Annotated in this window: 19 protein-coding genes; 11 read left to right on the top strand and 8 right to left on the bottom strand. The window is 68.1% G+C overall.

All coding sequences use genetic code 11. The features are described from left to right. Positions 1 to 91 precede the first annotated feature (91 nt). From XM1_RS05810 to XM1_RS05790, 5 genes are all read right to left on the bottom strand, one after another. Entirely contained in the window at positions 92 to 685 is a 594-nt protein-coding gene (locus XM1_RS05810) for a hypothetical protein (RefSeq protein WP_068431129.1), read from the bottom strand. A 65-nt stretch (positions 686 to 750) separates the two neighbouring features. Then, a complete protein-coding gene (locus XM1_RS05805) occupies positions 751 to 1,650 on the bottom strand; it encodes an Hsp33 family molecular chaperone HslO (RefSeq protein ID WP_082700393.1) in 900 nt (299 codons plus the stop codon). Further along, positions 1,647 to 2,564, bottom strand: a complete 918-nt coding sequence (gene argF / locus XM1_RS05800; protein ID WP_068431126.1) for an ornithine carbamoyltransferase — start codon at positions 2,562 to 2,564, stop codon at positions 1,647 to 1,649. The genes XM1_RS05805 and argF overlap by 4 nt, the downstream gene beginning before the upstream one ends. Further along, positions 2,561 to 3,730, bottom strand: a complete 1,170-nt coding sequence (locus tag XM1_RS05795; protein ID WP_068431123.1) for an aspartate aminotransferase family protein — start codon at positions 3,728 to 3,730, stop codon at positions 2,561 to 2,563. The genes argF and XM1_RS05795 overlap by 4 nt, the downstream gene beginning before the upstream one ends. A 118-nt stretch (positions 3,731 to 3,848) precedes the next feature. Continuing rightward, positions 3,849 to 4,661: an ABC transporter permease gene (locus tag XM1_RS05790; RefSeq protein ID WP_068431120.1), complete on the bottom strand. Its 813-nt coding sequence runs from the start codon at positions 4,659 to 4,661 to the stop codon at positions 3,849 to 3,851. A gap of 145 nt (positions 4,662 to 4,806) precedes the next feature. On the opposite strand from XM1_RS05790, the gene XM1_RS05785 reads away from it, so the two are divergent. Continuing rightward, positions 4,807 to 5,229, top strand: a complete 423-nt coding sequence (locus XM1_RS05785) for a regulatory protein RecX (RefSeq protein WP_231920700.1) — start codon at positions 4,807 to 4,809, stop codon at positions 5,227 to 5,229. On the opposite strand, the gene XM1_RS05780 is transcribed toward XM1_RS05785, so the two are convergent. After that, positions 5,221 to 6,486, bottom strand: coding sequence for a mechanosensitive ion channel family protein (locus XM1_RS05780; RefSeq protein WP_068431114.1), 1,266 nt, complete (start codon positions 6,484 to 6,486; stop codon positions 5,221 to 5,223). The genes XM1_RS05785 and XM1_RS05780 overlap by 9 nt on opposite strands. Before the next feature lie 28 nt (positions 6,487 to 6,514). Here XM1_RS05780 and arsC point away from each other — a divergent pair, with 28 nt between their 5' ends. Continuing rightward, the gene (arsC, locus tag XM1_RS05775; RefSeq protein WP_068431112.1) at positions 6,515 to 6,862 is read left to right on the top strand and encodes an arsenate reductase (glutaredoxin); all 348 of its coding nucleotides are present in this window, start codon (positions 6,515 to 6,517) and stop codon (positions 6,860 to 6,862) included. Positions 6,863 to 7,072: 210 nt separating this feature from the next. Here the strand turns inward: arsC and XM1_RS05770 are convergent, their stop codons facing one another. Next, a complete protein-coding gene (locus XM1_RS05770; RefSeq protein WP_068431109.1) occupies positions 7,073 to 9,055 on the bottom strand; it encodes a protein meaA in 1,983 nt (660 codons plus the stop codon). A 215-nt stretch (positions 9,056 to 9,270) separates the two neighbouring features. Here XM1_RS05770 and ccrA point away from each other — a divergent pair, with 215 nt between their 5' ends. From ccrA to XM1_RS05725, 9 genes are all read left to right on the top strand, one after another. Continuing rightward, on the top strand, positions 9,271 to 10,527 hold the full coding sequence (gene ccrA, locus XM1_RS05765; RefSeq protein WP_068431106.1) for a crotonyl-CoA carboxylase/reductase: 1,257 nt from the start codon (positions 9,271 to 9,273) through the stop codon (positions 10,525 to 10,527). Positions 10,528 to 10,601: 74 nt separating this feature from the next. After that, a complete protein-coding gene (locus XM1_RS05760; RefSeq protein WP_156428651.1) occupies positions 10,602 to 12,263 on the top strand; it encodes an acyl-CoA dehydrogenase family protein in 1,662 nt (553 codons plus the stop codon). 142 nt (positions 12,264 to 12,405) lie between these two features. Beyond that, the gene (locus XM1_RS05755) at positions 12,406 to 12,996 is read left to right on the top strand and encodes a DUF6624 domain-containing protein (protein ID WP_068431102.1); all 591 of its coding nucleotides are present in this window, start codon (positions 12,406 to 12,408) and stop codon (positions 12,994 to 12,996) included. Between the two features lie 24 nt (positions 12,997 to 13,020). Then, entirely contained in the window at positions 13,021 to 14,019 is a 999-nt protein-coding gene (locus XM1_RS05750; protein ID WP_068431099.1) for a hypothetical protein, read from the top strand. A gap of 75 nt (positions 14,020 to 14,094) precedes the next feature. After that, a complete protein-coding gene (gpmI, locus tag XM1_RS05745) occupies positions 14,095 to 15,657 on the top strand; it encodes a 2,3-bisphosphoglycerate-independent phosphoglycerate mutase (protein ID WP_068431097.1) in 1,563 nt (520 codons plus the stop codon). After that, complete coding sequence (locus tag XM1_RS05740) at positions 15,644 to 17,161, top strand: murein hydrolase activator EnvC (protein WP_231920699.1); 1,518 nt, start codon at positions 15,644 to 15,646, stop codon at positions 17,159 to 17,161. Before gpmI ends, XM1_RS05740 begins: the two co-directional genes overlap by 14 nt. Next, positions 17,158 to 18,531, top strand: coding sequence for a S41 family peptidase (locus tag XM1_RS05735; RefSeq protein ID WP_068431095.1), 1,374 nt, complete (start codon positions 17,158 to 17,160; stop codon positions 18,529 to 18,531). The genes XM1_RS05740 and XM1_RS05735 overlap by 4 nt, the downstream gene beginning before the upstream one ends. 21 nt (positions 18,532 to 18,552) lie before the next feature. After that, complete coding sequence (locus XM1_RS05730) at positions 18,553 to 20,001, top strand: divergent polysaccharide deacetylase family protein (RefSeq protein ID WP_068431093.1); 1,449 nt, start codon at positions 18,553 to 18,555, stop codon at positions 19,999 to 20,001. Continuing rightward, positions 19,998 to 20,510, top strand: coding sequence for an RNA pyrophosphohydrolase (locus XM1_RS05725; RefSeq protein WP_068431089.1), 513 nt, complete (start codon positions 19,998 to 20,000; stop codon positions 20,508 to 20,510). Before XM1_RS05730 ends, XM1_RS05725 begins: the two co-directional genes overlap by 4 nt. Here XM1_RS05725 and XM1_RS05720 read toward each other — a convergent pair. Further along, positions 20,503 to 21,960, bottom strand: a complete 1,458-nt coding sequence (locus tag XM1_RS05720; protein ID WP_068431086.1) for a M48 family metalloprotease — start codon at positions 21,958 to 21,960, stop codon at positions 20,503 to 20,505. The genes XM1_RS05725 and XM1_RS05720 overlap by 8 nt on opposite strands. Positions 21,961 to 22,029: the final 69 nt, after the last annotated feature.

Raw genomic sequence — 22,029 nt, 5'->3', positions numbered from 1 at the left:
GCCGGGGCATACCGGAGGAAGCCGCGTTTTTACGGTGGCGAGAGCCGCCCGTCAAGCGCGGAATCCGATTCGATACAAATCCTTATGGACTCTACCTCACCCAACGGCCGAGATAGCTCTGAATCAGCTGGGACATCTGCTGGTCGATGTCCTTCGCCAGGCTCTCGCTGATGTCGTAGAGCACCCGGTCGCGCTCGTTCAGCGTGATGCCCTCGGCCACGGTCTTGGAGCGGGTGGCCTGGGCCACGGTCTCGCCCTGGACCATGCCGCGCGCGTCGAGGATCTGCACCGCCACGTTCAGCGCGGCGTCGTAGCGCACCTCCTGCTCCTTCTTGAAGGCGCCGGTAAGGCCCTTGTCGATGGCCAGCGGCACCTCGACCACCTTGGCGTCCTTGATCACCACGCGGGCCGAGCCGGTGCGGCCCACCGGCTTCAGCCGGTCCTGAGCCCAGCGCTGGATGGCGCCTTCGGGCGACACCGGCATCAGGTGCTCGATATGGGGCGAACGGCCGGGGGCGACGAATTCCGAGACGATCTCCAGCTGGCCCACGTCCAGCTGGAACGGCCGCAGGTTGGAGAAGCTGATCTCGGGCAGCTTCTGCATGGGCGGCTTGGCGTTCTGGCAGGCGCTGGCGGTAAGGGCGGCGACAACGGCCACCACCAGACGGAAATGCCGAGCGATCATCGGAAATGACTCCCTTTGGGCGTACGAAACATGTGGGTTCAATATCGGTGCGGTGCGGCAAGCCGTCAAGAATGCTGCAGCTCGGACAGCCGGAAGACATGGTCGGTGCGGCAGAACTCGCAGGTCACCACGATCTTGCCCTCTGCGTCGGCCACCGAGGCGATCTCGGCGGCAGGCAGCGAACGCAAGGTCGCCTCCACCTTGTCGCGCGAGCAGCGGCAGCGGGCCTGGATCGCCTTGGGCTCGAACGCCTGCAGCTGCTCGGCATGATAAAGGCGATAAAGCAGCTGTTCGGGCGCCAGGACGGCATCGGTCAGTTCGGCCCCGGTGACGCTGCCCAGCAGGATCTCGGCGCGGCGCCAGCTTTCCTCGGCCTCCTCGGCCACCAGGATGGGGGCGCTGCCGGTCCCGGCCGGCATGCGCTGGATCATCAGCGCGGCGGCCGCCCAGCCCCGTCCGCCGGCGGGCGGGCGCACGGCGGCCTCGATGGCGGTGTCGAGCTGTTCCGACTGCTTGAAATAGGCCCGGGCGCAGTCTTCCAGGGTGGCGCCCTCCAGCTCGACGATGCCCTGGTAACGGTCGGTATCCGGCCCCTGGTCCACGGTGAAGGCGAGATAGCCCTTGCCCAGCAGCGCCGGCACCGAGGCCCGGTCGGCCACCGGCACCTGCCCCAGACGGGCGGCGTCGAAGCGGGCGTGGGCGCGCATGTCGCCGCCGCTGGTCACGTCAGCCACCAGCAGCGAGACCGGGCCGTCGCCCTGGGCCTGCAGGGTGAAGATGCCGTCGAACTTCATGGAGGTGGCCAGCACGGCGGCCAGTGCCATGGTCTCGGCCAGCAGGGCGGCCACCGGCACAGGATAGGCGTGCTGGTCGTCGAGAATAGTGTCGAGCGAGGCGCCCAGGCGGGCCAGGCGGCCGCGCACCGCGCCGCCCATCACGGAAAAGGGCAGGACGGTATCGGTCAAGCCAGGCACCAGGTCAGGATTCCCTTCTGGACGTGCATGCGGTTTTCCGCCTCGTCCCACACCACCGATTGCGAGCCGTCCATGACCGGGTCGGTCACTTCCTCGCCGCGATGGGCGGGCAGGCAGTGCATGAACAGGGCGTCGGGCGCGGCCTTGGCCATCAGCGCCTCGTTGACCTGATAGGGCTCCAGCAGCTCGTGGCGGTTGGCATCGGTGCAGCCCATGGAGACCCAGGTGTCGGTCAGCACCAGATGGGCGCCGTTGACCGCCTCGGCGGGATGGGTGGTCAGCACCACGCTGGCGCCCCGGGCCCGGGCCCAGTCCACCGCTGCCCTCGACGGCATCAGGCTTTCCGGGCAGGCCAGACGGATCTCGCAGCCGAAATGGCCGGCGGCGTGAATCCAGCTGGCGGCCACGTTGTTGCCGTCGCCCACCCAGGCCACCACCTTGCCCTTGAGCGAGCCGCGATGCTCCTCGAAGGTCATCACGTCGGCCATCACCTGGCAGGGATGGGATTCGTCGGTCAGGCCGTTGATCACCGGCACGCCGGCATGCCGGGCCAGTTCGGTCAGCTTTTCCGGCAGGTTGGTGCGGATCATCACCGCGTCGACGAAGCGCGACAGCACCCGGGCGGTGTCGGCGATGGTCTCGCCCCGTCCCAGCTGGGTGTCGCCGGCGGCCAGCATGACGACGTCGCCGCCCAGCTGCTTCATGCCCACCTCGAAGGACACGCGGGTCCGGGTCGAGGGCTTCTCGAAGATCATGGCCAGCATCTTGCCGGCCAGCGGCGCCTTGGGCCCCTTGCCCTGCTTGTAGGCCAGGCCGAGATCGAGGATATGGCGCAGCGTTGCCGTGTCGAATCCGTCAAGGTCGAGGAAATGGCGCGGTGCGCCCGATGCGTTGGAAGGGATCATTTCACCTCATCGAAGGCACGGGCCAGGATGCCCACGGCTTCGTCCACATGGCTTTCGTCGATGATCAGCGGCGGCAGCAGCCGCACGACATTGTCGCCGGCCCCCACGGTCAGCATTCCGCCGGCCGCCAGCCTTGCCACCATCTCGGTGTTGGGCATGACGGGCTTGAAGCCCAGCATCAGGCCGAGGCCCCGGACCTCGGTGACCACGCCGGGATAGCGGGCGCAAACTTCCTCGACCCGGGCGCGCAGCAGAGCGCCCATGGCCTGGACGCGGTCCAGGAAGCCGGGTTCGGCCATGACGTTCAGCACCTCGTCGGCCACCGCCATGGCCAGCGGGTTGCCGCCGAAGGTCGAGCCGTGGGTGCCCGCCACCATGCCCGAGGCGGCCTTTTCCGTCGCCAGGCAGGCGCCCACCGGGAAGCCGCCACCCAGGCCCTTGGCCGCCCCCATGATGTCGGGCGCGACGCCCGCCTGCTGGTGGGCGAACAGGGTGCCGGTACGGCCCATGCCGGTCTGTACCTCGTCGAAGATCAACAGCACGCCGAACTCGTCGGCGGTGGCGCGCAGGCGGCGCAGGTAATCGGGATCGCCGGGGACGATGCCGCCCTCGCCCTGGACCGGCTCGACCAGGATGGCGGCGGTCTCCTTGGTGATGGCGGCGCGCATGGCGTTGAGGTTGCCGAAGGGCACGTGGTCGAAGCCTTCGACCGCCGGCGCGAAGCCCTCCATGTGCTTCTTCTGCCCGCCCGCCGCCACGGTGGCCAGGGTGCGGCCGTGGAAGGCGCCCTCGGCGCAGATGACGCGGTAGCGTTCGGGATTGCCGGCGGCGTAGTGGTAGCGCCGGGCCATCTTGATGCTGCACTCCAGCGCCTCGGCGCCGGAATTGCAGAAGAACACCGTGTCGGCGAAGGTACGCTCCACCAGCTTGGCGGCCACCTTCTCCTGTCCCGGCACCCGGTACAGGTTGGAGGTGTGCCAGACCTTTCCGGCCTGCTCGGTCAGGGCCTTGACCAGGCGCGGATGGCAATGCCCCAGCGCGTTGACGGCGACGCCGGCGGCGAAATCGAGGAAGCGTCGGCCGTCGCCGGTGAACAGATAGACACCCTCGCCCCGCTCGAAAGCGAGGTCGGCACGCGCATAGGTCGGCATCACCACTGGAATCACGTCACTCTCCCGAGAATGCCCGGCGGCCTCGCAAGTGCGAGCGAAAAGGCCGATGCGCTCATGGAAAGCGGCAGAATATCGGTTGGAAACCGACAAATGTCAATGGGCTGGCGGCTTTTCAGCTTCTAAGCTTGTAGCCGCTGTCCAGCATGCGCCAGGTGACCAGCAGCAAAACCAGGTCGGCCAGCGCCATGGCGGCGACGCCGATTGCCACCGAGCCGTCGCTCACCCCGATGAATCCGGCCCGGAATCCGTCGATCATGTAGAAGAACGGATTGACCAGGGCGACGGCGTGGAAGGCCTGGGGCAGGCGCTCGATGGAATAGAAGGTGCCCGACAGGAAGGACAGCGGCGTGACGATGAAATTGGTCACGGCGGCCATGTGGTCGAACTTGTCGGCCCAGATGCCGCCCATCATGCCCAGCAGCGACAGCATCAAGGAACCCATCACCGCGTGATAGACGATCAGCAGCGGGTTGTGGACCGGCAGGTGGACGAACAGGGCCATGGCGAGGCCCACGGCGATGCCCACCGCCAGCCCGCGCGCCACGCCGCCCAGGGCGACCGCGGCCGTCTGCTCGGCCCCGGTGAGCGGCGGCATCAGCATGTCGACGATGTTGCCCTGGACCTTGGCGATGATGATCGACGACGAGGTGTTGGCGAAGGCGTTCTGGACGATGGCCATCATGATCAGGCCGGGGCTCAGGAACTGGACGAAGGGCACGCCCTTGACCTGGGCCGCCACGGGTCCCAGCGCCAGGGCGAACACCGAGAGGAACAGCAAGGTGGTGACCACGGGCGCGACGATGGTCTGGAAATAGACCTTGAGGAAGCGGCGCACCTCCTTGCACAACAGGGTCCAGGTCCCCAGCCAGTTGACCGCGCCGTAGGAGCGCGGCGCGGGCGGCAGGATGTTCACGTCGTCTCTCATGCTACACTCGCTTTCCATGACCCAGCTCGCCCCCCGGACCGGCAGACGCCCTCCGTCCAAGATCACGCCATCATACCTCGAGAATGCCGCGCTGCATTATCTCGAACGCTATTCCTCGTCCAGGGCCAATCTGCGAAGGGTACTCATGCGCAAGGTGGACCGCTCGCTCGCCCATTGGGGTGGCGAGCGCGACGAGGCGACGCCCATGGTCGAGGCGGTGATCGCCAAGTTGGCCGGTCTCGGCTATCTCGACGATGCCGCCTATGCCGGGACCAAGGTGCGGGGCCTGCGGCGCAAGGGGGCCAGCACCCGTCTGATCCAGGCCGCGCTGGCCGCCAAGGGGGTCGAGGCCGAAACCGTCGCCGCCGCCCTGGCCGAGCAGGAGCCGGACTCCGAACTGGACGCCGCCTTCACCCTGGCGCGCCGCCGCCGGCTGGGGCCCTGGCGCCCGGCGGACAAGCGGGCCGAGTTCCGCGCCAAGGACCTGGCCGCCCTGGGTCGCGCCGGCTTTTCCTGGGAAACCGCCCGCGCCGTGATCGAGGCCGAAGAGATCCCCTCGTCAGCCTGACACCACCTTCTGGGCCTGGGGCGAACTCATGGAAATGCCCGCCGCACTGAAACGCTGCTTCAGGCGGCGGTTGAACTCGCGGATCAGGGTCATGCGGTCGCCGGGCGTGGTCTTGATGCGCACCCGCAGGATCACCGAGGCGGAATCGAAGCGCTCGACGCCCTGGACCTCGACGGGATCGATCATCATGGCGCCCCAGACGGCCTCGCCCCGCATCTCGGCGCCCAGGGCCAGGATGATTTCCGTCGCCCGGTCGGTGTCCACCTCATAGGCCACCGGCACGTCGATGGCGGCGTAGTTGAAGCCCCGGCTGGAATTGATCACGGTGGAAACCGCGCCGAACGGCACGGTGTGCAGCGAGCCGTTGCCGTCTCTGATCTTCAGGGCCCGGATGGACAGCGATTCCACCGTGCCCACATGCTCGCCCACCTTGACCGAATCGCCCACCGCCACGGTGTCCTCGAACAGGATGAAGGCGCCGGTGATGATGTCCTGGACCAGCTTTTGGGAACCGAAGCCGATGGCGATGCCCAGCACACCGGCGCCGGCCAAGAGCGGCGCGATGTTGACGCCGATCTCCGACAGCACGATCAGCCCCACCGTCACCACCAGCAAGATGAAGGCGGCGTTGCGCACCAGGGGCAGCAGGGTGCGCGCCCGGCCCGACCGCTGCAGCTGGTTGCCGTCGGAATCGGTGGCCGACAGATAGCGCTCGATCAGGGCGCGCAGCACCTCCCAGAACACCACCGCCAGGGCCAGGACTAAGATGATGTTGATGACGCCCGACAGGATGCGCCGCCCCCATTCCGAGCCCACCACCGCCAGCACGTCGTAGACGCCCAGGGACTGGATGGTCATCAGCCCGACCGCGCCGACCAGGCCGACCAGCAGGATGCGGCGCAGCCAGCCCAGGCGCAGCCGGATGCGCAGACGTTGCTCGTCCGACAGCCGCCGCCCGGCGAAACGGTGCCAGGCGCCCCGCGACAGGCGGTCGGCGCCGAAGGCCACCGCCAGGGTGATGACGACGATCACCGCCGTATGGCGCCACTGGTCGCGCCCCGAATGGTCGGCCAGCTTCTGCACCATGACGTCGGCGGCCTTGTCGCCGATGGCGTTGATCTGGCCGGGCAGTTCGGGGATGGGCGCGGGCGGCGGCGGGGCCGCATCCTGGGCCAGGGCGCCGCCGGTCAGCATGCCCAGCAACATCAGGGTGGCGAGCAGGCGGGCGAAGACGCCATTATGGGCAACAGCACTCATGGTCTTTAACCGCTTTCGAGGATCGAGCATGTCCGGTCAGGTCACCATCTATCACAACCCGCGCTGCGGCAAGTCGCGCGATACGCTGAAGCTGATCGAGGACAAGGGCATCAGCCCCGCCATCGTGGAATATCTGAAGGAGCCGCCCTCGGCCGCCGAACTGACCCGCATCCTGGGTCTGCTGGGCAAGCGCCCGGCCGAGATCCTGCGCAAGAAGGAAGCCGCCGAGGCAGGCATCGACCCGGCCGGGCTGGACGACGACGCCCTGATCCGGGCCATGGTCGCCAACCCCATCGTCATCGAGCGCCCCATCGTGGTGACGGACACCAAGGCGGCATTGGGCCGCCCGCCGGAAAGCGTGCTGGCGATTCTGTAAGGGCGGCCTTCACCGAAACGCAACGCTCCGACGCTTGGCGTGAGAGTTGGAATTGGCATAGATTGCCGGAACGGGCCGTCTCCTCCTCGTCAGGGAAGACAGGCTTTTGGCGAGGGGGCCGGCCATTTTTCCCCGGATGGCCCCCTCGCCTTTTAACTTCCGGGATGCGCGAAGGGACGAGTCCCTTCGCACCGCTTCCCTTCCCCCGCCTTACGCCGCCAGCAGATCGACGATGTCGCCCATGATGGCGGTGATGTCGTAATCCTTGGGGGTGTAGATGCGGGCACAGCCGGCGGCCAGCAGCACCTTTTCGTCCTCAGGCGGGATGATGCCGCCCGCCACCACGGGGATGTCGGTCAGGCCGGCGGCCTTCATGCGCTCCAGCACCTCGGTGACCAGCGGCACGTGGCTGCCCGACAGGATGGAGAGGCCGACCACGTGGACGCCTTCCTCGAGCGCGGCGTTGACGATCTGGGCGGGGGTGAGGCGGATACCCTCGTAGACCACTTCCATGCCGGCGTCGCGGGCACGCACGGCGATCTGCTCGGCGCCGTTGGAATGGCCGTCCAGTCCCGGCTTGCCCACCAGGATCTTGACCCGGCGGCCCAGCTTGGCGGAGACCGCCTCCACCTTGGCGCGCACGGCGCCCATCTTCTCGCCCTTGACCTCGGCGGCGGCCCGGGCCACGCCGGTCGGCGCCCGGTATTCGCCGAACACGTCGCGAAGCGTCTGGGCCCACTCGCCGGTGGTGACGCCGGCATGGGCGCACGCGATGGAGGGCTCCATGACGTTGCGGCCTTCCTGCGCGGCGGCGCGCAAGGACGCCAGGGCGGCATCCACCGCGCTTCCGTCGCGGGACGCCCTGAACGCCTTCAGGCGCTCGATCTGCTCGGCCTCGGCCTTGGGATCGACGGTCATGATGGAGCCGTCGCCGGTGGTGAGCGGGCTGGGCTCGGTCTCGGTCCACTTGTTGACGCCGACCACGATCTGCTCGCCGGTCTCGATGGCGCCGATGCGGCGCGCGTTGGATTCCACCAGCTTCTGCTTCATGTAGCTGGATTCCACCGCCGAGACGGCGCCGCCCATGTCGTCGATGCGGGCCAGTTCCTCGCGCGCGCCGGCCTTCAGGGCTTCGACCTTGCGGGTGATCTCGTGCGAGCCGTCGAAGATGTCGCCGAATTCCAGCAGGTCGGATTCATAGGCCATGATCTGCTGCAGACGCAGCGACCATTGCTGGTCCCACGGGCGCGGCAGGCCCAGCGCCTCGTTCCAGGCGGGCAGCTGCACGGCGCGCGCCCGGGCGTTCTTGGACAGGACGACGGCCAGCATCTCCATGACGATGCGGTAGACGTTGTTCTCGGGCTGCTGCTCGGTGAGGCCCAGGGAGTTCACCTGGACGCCATAGCGGAAGCGCCGGGCCTTCTCATCCTTGACGCCGTAGCGATTGACGCAGATCTCGTCCCACAACTCGGTGAAGGCGCGCATCTTGCACAGCTCGGTGACAAAACGGATGCCTGCGTTGACGAAGAAGGAGATGCGGCTGACCACCGTCTCGAAATCGGCGGCCGGCACGGTGGGGCGCACGGTGTCGAGCACGGCGACGGCGGTGGCCAGCGCGTAGGCCAACTCCTGCTCGGGCGTGGCGCCCGCTTCCTGCAGGTGGTACGAGCAGACGTTCATGGGGTTCCACTTGGGAACCTCGGTATAGGTGAAGCCGATGACGTCGCTGGTCAGGCGCAACGAGGGCTGCGGCGCGAAGATATAGGTGCCGCGCGACAGGTATTCCTTGATCACGTCGTTCTGGGTGGTGCCGTTCAGCACCGAACGATGCGCGCCCTGCTTCTCCGCCGTGGCGATATAAAGCGACAGCAGCCAGGCGGCCGGCGCGTTGATGGTCATGGAGGTGTTCATCTTCTCGAGCGGGATGCCCTCGAACAGCGTCATCATGTCGCCCACATGGCAGACGGGCACGCCCACCTTGCCCACTTCGCCCTTGGCCAAGGCGTGGTCGCTGTCATAGCCCGTCTGGGTCGGCAGATCGAAGGCGATGGACAGCCCGGTCTGCCCCTTGGACAGATTGGTGCGGTACAGCTTGTTGGATTCGGCCGCCGAGGAATGGCCCGAATAGGTGCGGAACAGCCAGGGCTTCTCACGGGCGGGGGCTGTGGCTTCGCGGGCGGTCTTTTCGGTCATCGGGGGCTCCAGACTGAATCCATTCAAAAAAATGTCTCTTTGCCAGGGGTTAGGATCGGCATGCGACCTAAAATTTCTCATTCCCCCGACTTCGCGAAACAAACTATCATTTTGTGCATTGCGAAGAAAGCGACAAAACGCTAAAAGGCGGTGTACCGAGCGCCGAGGCCGGCCGCGTCGGGGAAGTGTCGTCCAGAGGGTCAAGGAGTTCTAGGATGAGCGAGCAGGTGGTCAAGGATCTCTACGAGCTTGGTGAGATTCCCCCGATCGGCCATGTGCCGAAGCAGATGTACGCCTGGGCCATCCGCAGGGAGCGCCATGGCAAGCCCGAGACCGCCATGCAGGTCGAGGTGGTCGATACCCCCGAGATCGACTCCCATGAAGTCCTGATCATGGTGATGGCCGCCGGCGTCAACTACAACGGCGTCTGGGCCGCGCTGGGCAAGCCCATCTCGCCCTTCGACTACCACAAGGCCGAGTACCACATCGCCGGTTCCGACGCTTCGGGCATCGTCTATAAGGTCGGCTCCAAGGTGAAGCGCTGGAAGGTCGGCGACGAGGTGGTGGTTCACTGCAACCAGACCGACGGCGACGACGAGGAGTGCAACGGCGGCGACCCCATGAACTCGGCCAGCCAGCGCATCTGGGGCTACGAGACTCCTGACGGTTCCTTCGCCCAGTTCTGCCGCGTCCAGGCGCAGCAGGTCATGGAGCGTCCCAAGCACCTGACCTGGGAAGAGAGCGCCTGCTACACGCTGACGTTGGCCACCGCCTACCGCATGCTGTTCGGCCATCGTCCGCACGTGCTGCGTCCCGGCCATAACGTCCTGGTGTGGGGTGCGGCCGGCGGCCTGGGCTCCATGGCCATCCAGCTGATCGCCGTGTCGGGCGCCAACGCCATCGGCGTGATCTCGGAAGAGGACAAGCGCGAATTCGTGCTCGGCCTGGGCGCCAAGGGCGTCATCAACCGCAAGAACTTCGATTGCTGGGGCCAGCTGCCCGATGTGGACGGCGACCCCAAGGCCTTCGGCGACTACATGAAGAAGACCCGCGAGTTCGGCAAGGCCATCTGGGACATCACCGGCAAGGGCAACGACGTCGACTTCGTGTTCGAGCATCCCGGCGAGTCCACCTTCCCGGTGTCGTGCAACGTCGTGAAGCGCGGCGGCATGGTCGTGTTCTGCGCCGGCACCACCGGCTACAACCTGACCTTCGACGCCCGCTTCGTGTGGATGCGCCAGAAGCGCATCCAGGGCAGCCACTTCGCCAACCTGCTGCAGGCCGCCCAGGCCAACCAGCTGGTCATCGAGCGCCGCATCGATCCTTGCATGTCCGAGGTCTATTCGTGGGAGGACATCCCGCAGGCCCACATGAAGATGCTGCGTAACGAGCACAAGCCCGGCAACATGGCGGTGCTGGTCCAGGCCTACAAGCCCGGCCGCTACACCGTCGAGGATTGCATCGAGGGCTAAACCTTGAGTGAAAACCCTCTCCCCACGCCGGGAGAGGGTTTTTTTCTTTTCCTATGGTCTTTGAGGACGTCGCCATGACCGCCATCCTGCTTCCCGATCTGATCCCCACCTGCGAGTCCGCCGTCGCGGTCCTCGACAAGCTGCGGCTGGCCGCCAAGGCCAATGTCACCGCCATGGTCAGCAAGGACGGCAAGGTCAACGGCGCCCTGTTCGACGCCAACCAGACCGCCGCCCACGGCTATGCCTGGCTGGCCACCTACGTCGCCGCCCTGCAGCAGATGCTGGGCTGGGCCAAGCGCCTCAAGGACGAGAGCAAGCTGGGCGAGCTGGAGACCCTGATGCTCCAGGCGGCCTATGGCGAATACACCGCCCAGATCTATGGCGGCATCCCCATGAGCCAGGGCGAGATCGTGCGCCCCGGCGATCTGGGCCTCGATGCCAAGGCCGTGCACGAATTCTCCAACGACGCGACCTCTTTGCTGCGCCGCGACGGCTGCACGGCGGTCGTGCGCGCCCGCATCGCCGAGCTGATCAAGGACGGCCATCATTTCGGCGAGCCGGGCCTGGAGGACGAGACCCTGGTCCTGATCCGCGACCAGTTCCGCTCGTTCGCCGAGAACGAGGTCATCCCCCACGCCCACGAATGGCACTTGAAGGACGAGCTGATCCCCATCGAGGTGGTGGACCATGTGGCCGAGATGGGCGTGTTCGGCCTGACGCTGCCCGAGGAATACGGCGGCCTGGGCCTGGGCAAGATGTCCATGTGCGTGGTCACCGAGGAACTGTCGCGCGGCTATATCGGCGTGGGCAGCCTGGGCACCCGCTCCGAGATCGCCGGCGAGCTGATCCGCCTCGGCGGCACCGAGGAGCAGAAGCAGTACTGGCTGCCCAAGATCGCGTCGGGCGAGATCCTGCCCACCGCCGTGTTCACCGAGCCCAACACCGGTTCCGACTTAGGCTCGCTTCGCACCCGCGCCGTTAAGCAGGGTGACGAGTATGTGGTCACCGGCAACAAGACCTGGATCACCCACGCGGCGCGCACCGACGTGATGACCCTGCTGACCCGCACCGATCCCAACACCAAGGATTGGAAGGGCCTGTCCATGCTGATCGCGCCCAAGCCGCGCGGCACGGAAGCCAACCCCTTCCCGGCCGAGGGCATGACCGGCGGCGAGATCAAGGTTCTCGGCTATCGCGGCATGAAGGAATACGAGCTGGGCTTCGACGGCTTCAAGGTTCCCGCCGCCAACCTGTTGGGCGGCGTCGAGGGCCAGGGCTTCAAGCAGCTGATGGAAACCTTCGAATCGGCCCGTATCCAGACCGCGGCGCGCGCCGTGGGCGTCGCCCAGTGCGCCATGGAAGTGGGCCTGAAATATGCCAACGAGCGCGTCCAGTTCGGCAAGCCCATCTACGAGTTCCCCCGCGTCGGCGGCAAGATCGCCTGGATGGCGGTGGAAACCATGGTGGCCCGCCAGCTGACCTACTTCTCGGCCCGCGAGAAGGACGAGGGGCACCGCTGCGACATCGAGGCCGGCATGGCCAAGCTGCTGGCGGCGCGCGTCGCCTGGGCCAACGCCGACAACGCGCTGCAGGTCCACGGCGGCAACGGCTATGCCGAGGAATACCCCATCTCGCGCATCCTGTGCGACGCCCGCATCCTCAACATCTTCGAGGGCGCCGCCGAGATCCAGGCCCAGGTCATCGCCCGCGGCCTGCTGTCGGGCGCCCGCGACTAGACGAGAGCTTCCCCCCTCCCCCGGCCTTGCCGGGGGAGGGCCGGGGAGGGGGCCCCTCTCCCAGCAATTTGTTGATCTCAGCCCATAAATCGAATATCTGCCTGGGGCATAGCACTGGTCTTACCCCTCGGGAGCGCAGCCTTTGGCCGGACATTTCCGCCACCGCTTACTGGCGTTGAAGGACGCCGAGCAGGCGTTGCGCCATGAATTGCTGCAATCGGGCGAACCGGTGGGCGGGTATCCGCCGCAACTGCGCCGCCTCCACGAATCCAACGCCCGCGAGCTGGAGCTGATCGTCGACGACGAGGGCTGGCCCACCGCCGATTCCGCCGGCCCCGACGGGGCCGAGGCCGCCTGGCTGGTGGCCATGCACGCCGTGTCGCGCCCCAGTTTCATGCGCCGCTGCCTAGGGCTGCTGAAGTCCGCCGCCAACCGCGACGAGGTGCCCCGGCGTCACGCCGCCATGCTGGAAGACCGCATCCGGGCGCTCGAAGGCCGCCCGCAGAAATTCGGCACCCAACTGGACTGGCAGGGCGGCCGCCTGTCGCCGCTCCCCATCGAGGACGAGGCCGAGGTGGATGCACGCCGCGCCGCCGCGGGTCTGGCGCCCCTGGCCGAAACCATCGCCACCGCCCGGGCCGCCGCCCAGTCCGACGGCGCCCCCCCGCCCGAGGAATGGGAGGCATCCAGCTCGGTGCTGGAAGCCCTGGCCCGCGAAGTGGGCTGGCGATAGGAACCTGGAGCGAAGGGATCTCCCATGTACACTGACGACGATCTCGACGCGGCGGTAGGGGAAGGCATCCTCAGCCGCGACGCAGCGACGGCGTTTCGCGCCTTCGTCGCCCGCCGGCAATCGTCCCACGACGCGGACGAGGAGAGCGTGCGTCTCGTCACCAGCTTCAACGACATCTTCGTCACCATCGCCGCCGTGCTGCTGCTCTCGGCGCTCGGCTGGCTGGCGGGCAAGATCAGCCCGATCCTTGGCGGCGCCTCGGTGGCCGTCGCCGCCTGGGCCTTCGCCGAGTATTTCACGAGGCTGCGCCGCATGGCCCTGCCCAGCCTCGCCTTGCTGCTGGCCTTCGTCTACGGGGTGTTCTCCGCCGGGCTGGGCGTGGTCGGCGTCGACGACTTCGCCCGGGGCGGTTATGGCGTCGCCGCCTCGGCCGCCGCCGCCGCCCTGGCCGCCTGGGGCCATTGGCGGCGCTTCATGGTGCCCATCACCATCGCCGCCGGAGCGGCTGCCGGAGCAGGCGCCCTGCTGGCCCTAGGCCTTGCCCTGGTTCCCGCGCTCCGGGACTTCTTCCTGCCGCTGGTCTTCGTCGCCGGGCTGGCCCTGTTCGCCCTGGCGCTCTGGTGGGACGCGGGCGATCTGGCGCGCAAGACCCGGCGCTCGGACGTGGCGTTCTGGCTGCATCTGGCCGCAGCCCCCATGATCGTCCATCCGGTCTTCTCGGCCCTGGGCGGCGGCGGCGGCACCGTCGCCGGAGCGGCTGGAGCGGTGGCCGTCTATCTGGTGCTGGCGGTGGTCGCCCTGGCGGTGGACCGCCGCGCCCTGCTGGTCTCGGCACTGGCCTATGTGCTTTACGCCGCCACCACCTTGTTCGAGGCCGCCGGCTCGTCGGCCGAGGCTTTCGCGCTCACCGCCCTGGTGGTGGGCTCGCTGCTGCTCAGCCTGTCGGCCTTCTGGCATCATGTGCGGCGCATGGTCCTGGCCCTGCTGCCGGCAACCCTGCGACAAAGGCTTCCCGCCGCCTAGAACTGGCGGAAAAGGCCGATTACGTATAAGGTGCGGGCCAGCCGCCCCACCTTCGTCATAACAGGCTCGAACACCATGTCCTCCGCCGCTCCCCGCCGCCCCCGTCCCGTCGTCCTGTGCATCCTGGACGGCTGGGGCTGGCGTGAAGAAACCGCCGACAACGCCATCGCCCAGGCCGACACCCCCAACTGGGACCGCTTCCTGACCAGCTATCCCCATGCGTTGCTGCATACCTCGGGGCTGCAGGTCGGCCTGCCCGACGGGCAGATGGGCAATTCCGAGGTGGGCCACATGAACCTGGGGGCCGGACGGGTGGTGATGCAGGACCTGCCGCGCATCGACGCCGCCGTGGCCGACGGTTCGCTGGCCGCCAATCCGGTGCTGACCAAGGCCATCGCCGCCATCAAGGCCAAGGGCGGCGCCATGCACCTGATGGGACTGTTGAGCCCCGGCGGCGTGCATTCCCACCAGGACCACCTGGCCGCGCTGGCGCGGACCATCGCCGATGCCGGCGTGCCCGTGAAGGTCCACGCCTTCCTCGACGGCCGCGACACGCCGCCGTCCAGCGCCAAGGGCTTCATGGAGCGCTTCCTGGCCGACGTGGCGGGCCACGACGTGGCCGTCGCCACCGTCTCGGGCCGCTATTACGCCATGGACCGCGACAAGCGCTGGGACCGCGTCTCGCTGGCCTGGAACGCTTTGGTCGAGGCGAAGGGCGTGGTCGGCGCCGATCCGCTGTCGGCCATCGCCGCCTCCTATGCCGAGTCCAAGACCGACGAGTTCATGCTGCCCGCCGTGATCGGCTCCTATCAGGGCATGAAGGACGGCGACGGCCTCTTGATGGGCAATTTCCGCGCCGACCGGGCGCGGGAAATTCTCGACTGCCTGGTCAACCCGGCCTTCGACGGCTTCGCCCGCGCCCGTCAGGTCGACTTCGCTGCCCGCCTGGGCCTGACCGAGTATTCCAAGGACCTGAACGCCTTCCTCGACACCCTGTTCGGGCCGGAGACGCTCTCCAACATCCTGGGCGAGGTGCTGAGCAAGGCCGGCCTCACCCAGCTGCGCATCGCCGAGACCGAGAAGTACGCCCACGTCACCTTCTTCTTCAACGGCGGCGAGGAAACGGTGTTCCCCGGCGAGGAGCGCATTCTGGTCCCCAGCCCCAAGGTCGCCACCTACGACCTGCAGCCGGAGATGAGCGCGGTCGAGGTCACCGACAAGCTGGTGGCCGCCATCGAGGGCGGCACCTTCGACGTCATCGTGGCGAACTACGCCAACGGCGACATGGTCGGCCACACCGGCTTCATGAAGGCCGCCATCACGGCGGCCCAGACCGTCGATGCCTGCTTAGGGAGGCTGGAAGCCGCCGTGACCAAGGCCGGCGGCACCATGCTGGTCACCGCCGACCACGGCAACGCCGAGCAGATGAAGGACCCCGCCACCGGCGAGCCCCATACCGCCCACACCACCGGCCCGGTGCCGGCCGTCCTGGTCGCCCCGCCCGCCGGCGTGAGCGGCATCGGCGACGGCAGGTTGGCCGACGTGGCCCCCACCCTGCTGGCCCTGCTGGGACTTCCCCAGCCGGCCGAGATGAGCGGGCAGTCCCTGCTCCGCCAGACCCTCCGTGCCGCAGGCTAAAACCCTCGTCACCGCGGCGGCGCTGCTCCTGCTGGGAGCGGCGCCCGCTCTTGCCACCTGGGACCGCCCGGTGGATGCCGGCGAACGCCTCAAGGAACTGGAAGGCCAGCTGGAGCGTTCCCGCGCCGAGCACGAGGACGTGCGGCGCAAGGCCGAGGAACTGTCCGCCGAGACGGCACGGCTGCGCGCCGAGATGGTCAAGGCCGCAGGCAAGGCCCAGGAGAGCGAGGACCTGCTGTCCGAGCTGGAAACCCAGCTGGAGGACCTGCGCAAGCGCGAGATCAGCCGCTCCGACGCCCTGGAGCGCCGCTCGCGCCAGATGGTCGGCGTGCTCACCGCGCTCCAACGCCTGGCCTGGCGCCCCACCGAGGCGCTGATCGCCCAGCCGCAAAGCCCGGCCGACACGGTGCGCTCGGCCATCCTGCTGCGCGCCGCCGTGCCCCAGATCGAGCAATCGGCCCGCGACCTGCGGGTGGAAATCGACGGCGTCGCCAAGCTGCGCACCGAAATCAGCGAGCAGCGCAAGCTGATCGCCGCCACCACCGGCACGCTCGAACGCGAGCATGTCCGCATCAAGGACATGTTCGAACGCAAATTCCAGGTGCAGAACGCCACCGAACAGGAACGCCGCGCGCTCGAGGCCCGGCTGCAGGACCTGGGCGGCCAGGCGGAAGACCTGCGCGATCTGCTGAGCCGCCTGGACCAGGAACGCGAACGCCGGCTGGCCGAGGCCGCCGCCAAGGCGGCCGCGGAAAAGCTGGCCCGCGAGACCGAGGCCACGGCGCGGCGCATCGCCCGCGAGGCCGAGCTGGCCGCGAGCAAGGCCGCCCGCGAGGCCGAGCTGGCCGCGCAAAGGGCGGCGCAGCAGGCCATCGCCGAAGCCAAGGCCCGCGACGAGGAGGCGAGCAAGGCCGCCCAGCAGGCCGCCGCCGAGGCGAGAGCCCGCCAGGAGGCCGCCGCCAGGGCCGCCCAGGAAGCCGAGCTCAGGGCCCAGGCCGAGGCCAAGGAAAAGCAGCTGGCCGCCGAAAAGGCCGCCCACGAGGCGGAGGTGGCGTCCCGCGAAGCCGCCGCCACCCGCCCGGTGAAGAACGACAGGCCGTTCAGCCAGGCCCAGGGCCGCCTGCCCTACCCCGCCCGTGGCCGGGTGGTGGAAACCTACGGCCAGCCCAACGACGTCGGCCACGTCTCCAAGGGCATCACCATCAACACCCGCAAGGCCGCCCAGGTCATCGCCCCCTATGACGGACACGTGGCTTTTGCTGGTCCGTTCAGGGGTTACGGCCTTCTCTTGATCATCGAACACAGCGAGGGCTATCATACCCTGCTGGCGGGAATGGCGCAGATCGACTGCGCCGTCGGCCAGAAGCTGTTGACGGGCGAGCCCGTCGGCGTCATGGGGCAGGACGACAGCAAGCCCAACCTTTACGTGGAGCTGCGCCGCAATGGCCAGCCGGTCAACCCGTTGCCTTGGCTCATGGCACAAAAAAGTAAGGCTAGTGGATGATTCGCAAGATTCTGATCGCGGCGGGCAGCTTCGCCCTGCTGTCGACGACCGCCCTCACCCCCGTTTCCGCCGCCGAGCGCAAGGAAACCTACAAGCTTCTCGACCTGTTCGGCGAAGTGCTGGAAAAGGTCCGCAGCGAGTATGTGGAACCCGTCAATGACGAGGAGCTGATCGAGGCCGCCCTGAACGGCATGCTGGCCTCGCTCGACCCCCACTCGGCCTATCTCAACCCCAAAAACTCTAAGGACATGGACATCCAGACCCGTGGCGAGTTCGGCGGGCTGGGCCTGGAAGTGACCATGGAGAACGGCTGGGTCAAGGTGGTCTCGCCCATCGACGACACGCCCGCCTACCGCGCCGGCATGCAGCCCGGCGACTTCGTCACCCACCTGGACGGCGAGCCGGTCCAGGGCCTGTCGCTGTCCGAGGCGGTGGACCGCATGCGCGGCACCGTCAACACCGACATCAAGCTGACCGTGCGCCGCGTGGGCGTGGAACAGCCCTTCGACATCAAGCTGACGCGGGCCGTCATCAAGGTGCAGACGGTCAAGGGCCAGACCCACGGCGACATCGGCTACATCCGCATCTCGCAGTTCAGCGCCACCACCCACGCCGATCTGGTGCGCATCATGGGTCAACTGAAGAAGGACATCGGCAAGACGCCGACCGGCTTCGTCATCGACCTGCGCAACAATCCCGGCGGCCTGCTGGATCAGGCGGTGGCGGTGTCCGACGACTTCCTGGACAAGGGCGAGATCGTCTCGACGCGGTCCCGCCGGCCCGAGGACACCCAGCGCTTCAACGCCCGGCCCGGCGACATCGCCGACGGCCTGCCGCTGGTGGTGCTGATCAACGACGGTTCGGCCTCGGCCTCGGAAATCGTCGCCGGCGCCCTGCAGGACCACAAGCGCGCCGTGCTGCTGGGCACCCGCTCGTTCGGCAAGGGCTCGGTCCAGACCCTGATGCCGCTGCACGGCCACGGCTCGCTGCGCCTGACCACGGCCCGCTACTACACGCCCTCGGGCCGTTCCATCCAGGCGGTGGGCATCGAACCCGACATCAAGGCGGCCCAATCCAAGGTGGAGCCCATCGCCGGCGCCGCCGTGGAGCGCCGCTCGGAAGCGTCCTTGCGCAAGGCCCTGCCCAATCCCAACGGCGACAAGCCCAAGCCCGACGCCAAGGAGTCCAAGCCCGCCGCCGAGCCCAAGGCCACGGCGCCCGAACCCAAGGCCCCCGAGCCCAAGGGCGAGGGCGGCAAGGCCGAGGCGCCGACGCCCATCAAGCTGGGCGACCCGGCCCAGGACTACCAGTTGGCCCGGGCCCTGGATCTGCTGCGCGGCCTGTCGCTCTATCGCCCGGCCCAGCGGTAAGCGGGGCACGGGTCCGCATCCATGGCCGCAGACACCCACTTCGATCTCGAGGAACTGGACGACGAGCCCATTCCCGAGATCGTCGTCGAGGAGATCAAGCCCGAACGCAAGCCGCTGAACCTCAGGCCGATTCTCATCGGCCTGGGGATTTTAGTGGCGGGCGGCGGACTGGGCGGCGCGGCCTATCTGTTCACCGCCTATCAGGCCCGCGACCTGATCGGCCTGATGGATGTGGGCGAGAACCCGCCCAAGCTGTCCTTCGAACTGCCCGGACGGGGCGAGGCGGCCAAGCCGGGGGCCGGGGGCGGCCTGCTGACCCCGCCGGCGGCGCCCGGCGCCGACAAGCCGGCCGGCGAGATGCTGAAGGCGGTGCCCGACGACACGCCGTCGCCCGATTCCCTGCCGCCCGCCATCGCCCCGGAAAAGGCGGCCCTGCCGCCGGCCGAGGCCAGGCCGGACGCCCCGCCCGTGTCCAAGACCGCCGCCCTGCCGCCGGATGGTAAAATGGCGGCGTTGCCGCCGGGCGATTACGTGGCCGAGCCGGAATCGCCGGTCTCCAAGGCCTTCGCCCCCAAGGCGCCGCCGGCGGTGGATGCCTCGGGCGTGCCCACCCAGCCCAATCCCCGCAACGCCGACAAGCCCCCCAGCTACGAGGGCCTGCCGGCCTTGAAGGGTGAGGTCAAGGCGCTGCCCGCCGCCCCGGTCAAGGAGCTGGTGAAGAAGACCGCCATCGGCGACATTCCCGCCCCCGGCCCCGACGGCAAGCAGCCCTGGCAGGTCTACGCCCGCCCGTGGTCCGGCCCCGCCGATCGCGGCAAGGTCGCCGTGGTGGTGATGGACATGGGCCTGGACAAGAACGCCACCGAGGCCGCCATCGCCAAGCTGCCGCCCGAGGTGACGCTGGCCTTCAGCCCCTATGCCCAGGGCCTGGACAAATGGGTGAAGAAGGCCCGCGACCACGGCCACGAGGTGATGATGGTGCTGCCCGCCGATACCAACGGCGCCCAGCCCCGCGACCCCGGCCCGCTGGGCATGACCAACGCGGTCCCGCCCGAGACCAATCTGGCCCGCATCGAAGGGGTGATGACCCGCGCCACCGGCTATACCGGCCTGATCTCGCTGGGTGACAAGTTCGCCGCCAGCGAACAGATCGTCCAGACCCTGGCCAAGCTGCGCGAGCACGGCCTGCTTTACGTTGGACCGGGAGCCGCGCCCGCCGACCGCGTTCCGGCCATCGCCCCCATAACGGCGGTCGCCGATTCCGACCTGTTCCGCGAGGCCATCGAGATGCGCCTCAATCAGGTGTCCATCGCGGCGCGCACCAAGGGCAAGGCCCTGGTGGTGATCAATCCCCGGCCGCTGTCCTTCGACCGGCTGCTGCCCTGGCTCAACGATTTCGACGGCCAGAAGCTGGTGATCGTGCCGGTCTCCACCCTGGTCCAGCCCCCGCCCGCCCCCGGAAAGTCATGAGCAAGAAGAACAAGGCCCCCGTCCTGCCCTACGACCAGCGCCCCTACCGCCCCGGCATCGGGCTGGTGCTGCTCAACGCCCAGGGGCTGGCCTTCGTCGCCCAGCGCATCGACACGCCCGGCAACGCCTGGCAGTTCCCCCAGGGCGGCATCGACGAGGGCGAGGACCCGCGCGCCACCGCGCTGCGCGAGATGGAAGAGGAAATCGGCACGAACAGGGCCGAGATCATCGCCGAAAGCCGGGGATGGATCTCCTACGACCTGCCGCCCGAGATCGCCGACAGGAGCTGGAAGGGCCGTTTTCGCGGCCAGACCCAGAAATGGTTCTGCGCCCGCTTCACCGGAACCGATGCCGACATCAATCTCGAGACCGAGCACCCGGAATTCGAGCGCTGGTGCTGGATGGATCTGGCCGAGGTGCCGGCCCTGATCATCCCGTTCAAACGGGCGCTCTATGATCAGGTGGTGGCCGAGTTCCTGCCGCTGGCCCGCTCGCTCACCCTCAGATAACTGTCTTCAGCTTCTGGCCCGGCTTCACGCCCTCGCCGTCGCCGAGCCCGTTGAGCACGCGGAAACGCTCGACCTTGTGGTCGTCATAGGGCAGCTGCTCGGCCAGCTTCTCCACGGTGTCGCCGGCCTTGGCGGTGATGATCTTCAGCTTCAAGGGCTTCGTGGCGGACTTTTCCGCCTCGGTCATCTTCCGAAGCGACAGGCCCGAGGTCTTGAATTCCTGGGCATGGGCCGCCGTCTGGTTGGGTGGCGTCAGATAGAGGAAGCGGTAGGTCTGCTTGCCGTTCTTCACCGCCAGCAGGCGGGCATCCATGGTGCCCTTGTTGGTGTTGAGCTTGGTCATCCCGGTGGCGGCCGGCATGCCGTTGATCTCCAGCGCCTCGATCCCCGTCAGCCGCGCCCCCTTGGCCCACTGGGTCTGCAGGTAGTTGGTCATGTCGCCATGGGCCTCGGCCCCCATGTCGAAGCGGATCAGCGACCCGTCCTTGTGGGTGGCCGTCACCGCCTTGGCTCCATTGATCAGGTTGAAGCCGGCCGGCACCTCGTAGCGGATGCCCAGCCCGGCATGGGAGAACACCCGCCCCCTCACCACGCCCTCGTCGGGATCGTCGCCCACCAGCAGGCCGTCCATATGAGTCAGATACTGATCGCGCCCCACCGCGCCCTTGCCGTCGGCGGCCTTGGCCGCGGCGGCGGCGTCCTTGACGCGGTCCAGGGTGCGGGGATGGCTGGCGAACAGCGAGGTCTCGTCCACCTCGTCGGGGGAACGCCCGGCCAGCACCGCCTCCAGCCGCGCCTGGTCGCGCAGCTTGCCCAAGAAGGTCGCCATGCTGTCGGGATTCCAGCCGCTGACCGTCATGTAGCGGATGCCCAGTTGGTCGGCCTCGCTCTCCTGGTCGCGGGAATAGCCCTGGATATAGGCCGCCGCGCCCAGCTGGGCGATGTCGCCCGCCCCCGACACGCCGGTCAGCACGCCCACCACCACGCCCAGCACGCCGGTCGCCACGTTGGCGGCCATGGCCTGGCTGTAGCGTTGGGCGGTGTGGCGTCCGGTGACATGGCCGATCTCGTGGCCCACCACGCCGGCCAGCTCGGCCTCGTCGTCGGCCAGGGCCAGCAGGCCGCGGGTGACGTAGACATAGCCACCCGGCAGGGCGAAGGCATTGACGATGGTGCCGTTCAGGACGGTGAAGCGGAAGGGTGCGCCGGGGGTCTCGGTATGGCCCACCAGCCGCTTGCCGATACCCGCCACATAGGCCTGGACCTTGGGATCGTCATAGGCGCCGCCGTATTGCTTCAGAATGTCGGGATGGGCCTCGGCGCCCATCTTCTGCTCGTCCTCGGCCGACAGCATGTTGAAGTTGCTCTTTCCCGTGCCCGGCGTGACCTGGCACGAGGAGAGCAGGGTCGAAGCCAGCAAGGCGGCAATCAGGGCGGAGGAGCGACGCATATTTCCCTCGGGGCGAGAAGCCGTAAGAGGGAAATGATACGACGTCCGCAGGCGGGAGCAAGCCTCGCT

It is taken from the genome of Magnetospirillum sp. XM-1 (assembly GCF_001511835.1).
Taxonomy (GTDB): Bacteria; Pseudomonadota; Alphaproteobacteria; order Rhodospirillales; family Magnetospirillaceae; genus Phaeospirillum.
The sequence above is the reverse complement of the archived record's forward strand: the minus strand, read 5'-3'. Positions and strand labels throughout refer to the sequence as shown.

What these genes read in the sequence shown, in the direction of transcription:
- XM1_RS05770 (WP_068431109.1), bottom strand. Translation starts at nt 9,055, where the DNA reads ATGACCGAAAAGACCGCCCGCGAAGCCACAGCCCCCGCCCGTGAGAAG.
- XM1_RS05725 (WP_068431089.1), top strand. Translation starts at nt 19,998, where the DNA reads ATGAGCAAGAAGAACAAGGCCCCCGTCCTGCCCTACGACCAGCGCCCC.
- XM1_RS05730 (WP_068431093.1), top strand. Translation starts at nt 18,553, where the DNA reads ATGGCCGCAGACACCCACTTCGATCTCGAGGAACTGGACGACGAGCCC.
- XM1_RS05810 (WP_068431129.1), bottom strand. Translation starts at nt 685, where the DNA reads ATGATCGCTCGGCATTTCCGTCTGGTGGTGGCCGTTGTCGCCGCCCTT.
- XM1_RS05720 (WP_068431086.1), bottom strand. Translation starts at nt 21,960, where the DNA reads ATGCGTCGCTCCTCCGCCCTGATTGCCGCCTTGCTGGCTTCGACCCTG.
- gpmI (WP_068431097.1), top strand. Translation starts at nt 14,095, where the DNA reads ATGTCCTCCGCCGCTCCCCGCCGCCCCCGTCCCGTCGTCCTGTGCATC.
- XM1_RS05760 (WP_156428651.1), top strand. Translation starts at nt 10,602, where the DNA reads ATGACCGCCATCCTGCTTCCCGATCTGATCCCCACCTGCGAGTCCGCC.
- XM1_RS05790 (WP_068431120.1), bottom strand. Translation starts at nt 4,661, where the DNA reads ATGAGAGACGACGTGAACATCCTGCCGCCCGCGCCGCGCTCCTACGGC.
- argF (WP_068431126.1), bottom strand. Translation starts at nt 2,564, where the DNA reads ATGATCCCTTCCAACGCATCGGGCGCACCGCGCCATTTCCTCGACCTT.
- XM1_RS05785 (WP_231920700.1), top strand. Translation starts at nt 4,807, where the DNA reads ATGCGCAAGGTGGACCGCTCGCTCGCCCATTGGGGTGGCGAGCGCGAC.
- ccrA (WP_068431106.1), top strand. Translation starts at nt 9,271, where the DNA reads ATGAGCGAGCAGGTGGTCAAGGATCTCTACGAGCTTGGTGAGATTCCC.
- XM1_RS05735 (WP_068431095.1), top strand. Translation starts at nt 17,158, where the DNA reads ATGATTCGCAAGATTCTGATCGCGGCGGGCAGCTTCGCCCTGCTGTCG.
- arsC (WP_068431112.1), top strand. Translation starts at nt 6,515, where the DNA reads ATGTCCGGTCAGGTCACCATCTATCACAACCCGCGCTGCGGCAAGTCG.
- XM1_RS05750 (WP_068431099.1), top strand. Translation starts at nt 13,021, where the DNA reads ATGTACACTGACGACGATCTCGACGCGGCGGTAGGGGAAGGCATCCTC.
- XM1_RS05780 (WP_068431114.1), bottom strand. Translation starts at nt 6,486, where the DNA reads ATGAGTGCTGTTGCCCATAATGGCGTCTTCGCCCGCCTGCTCGCCACC.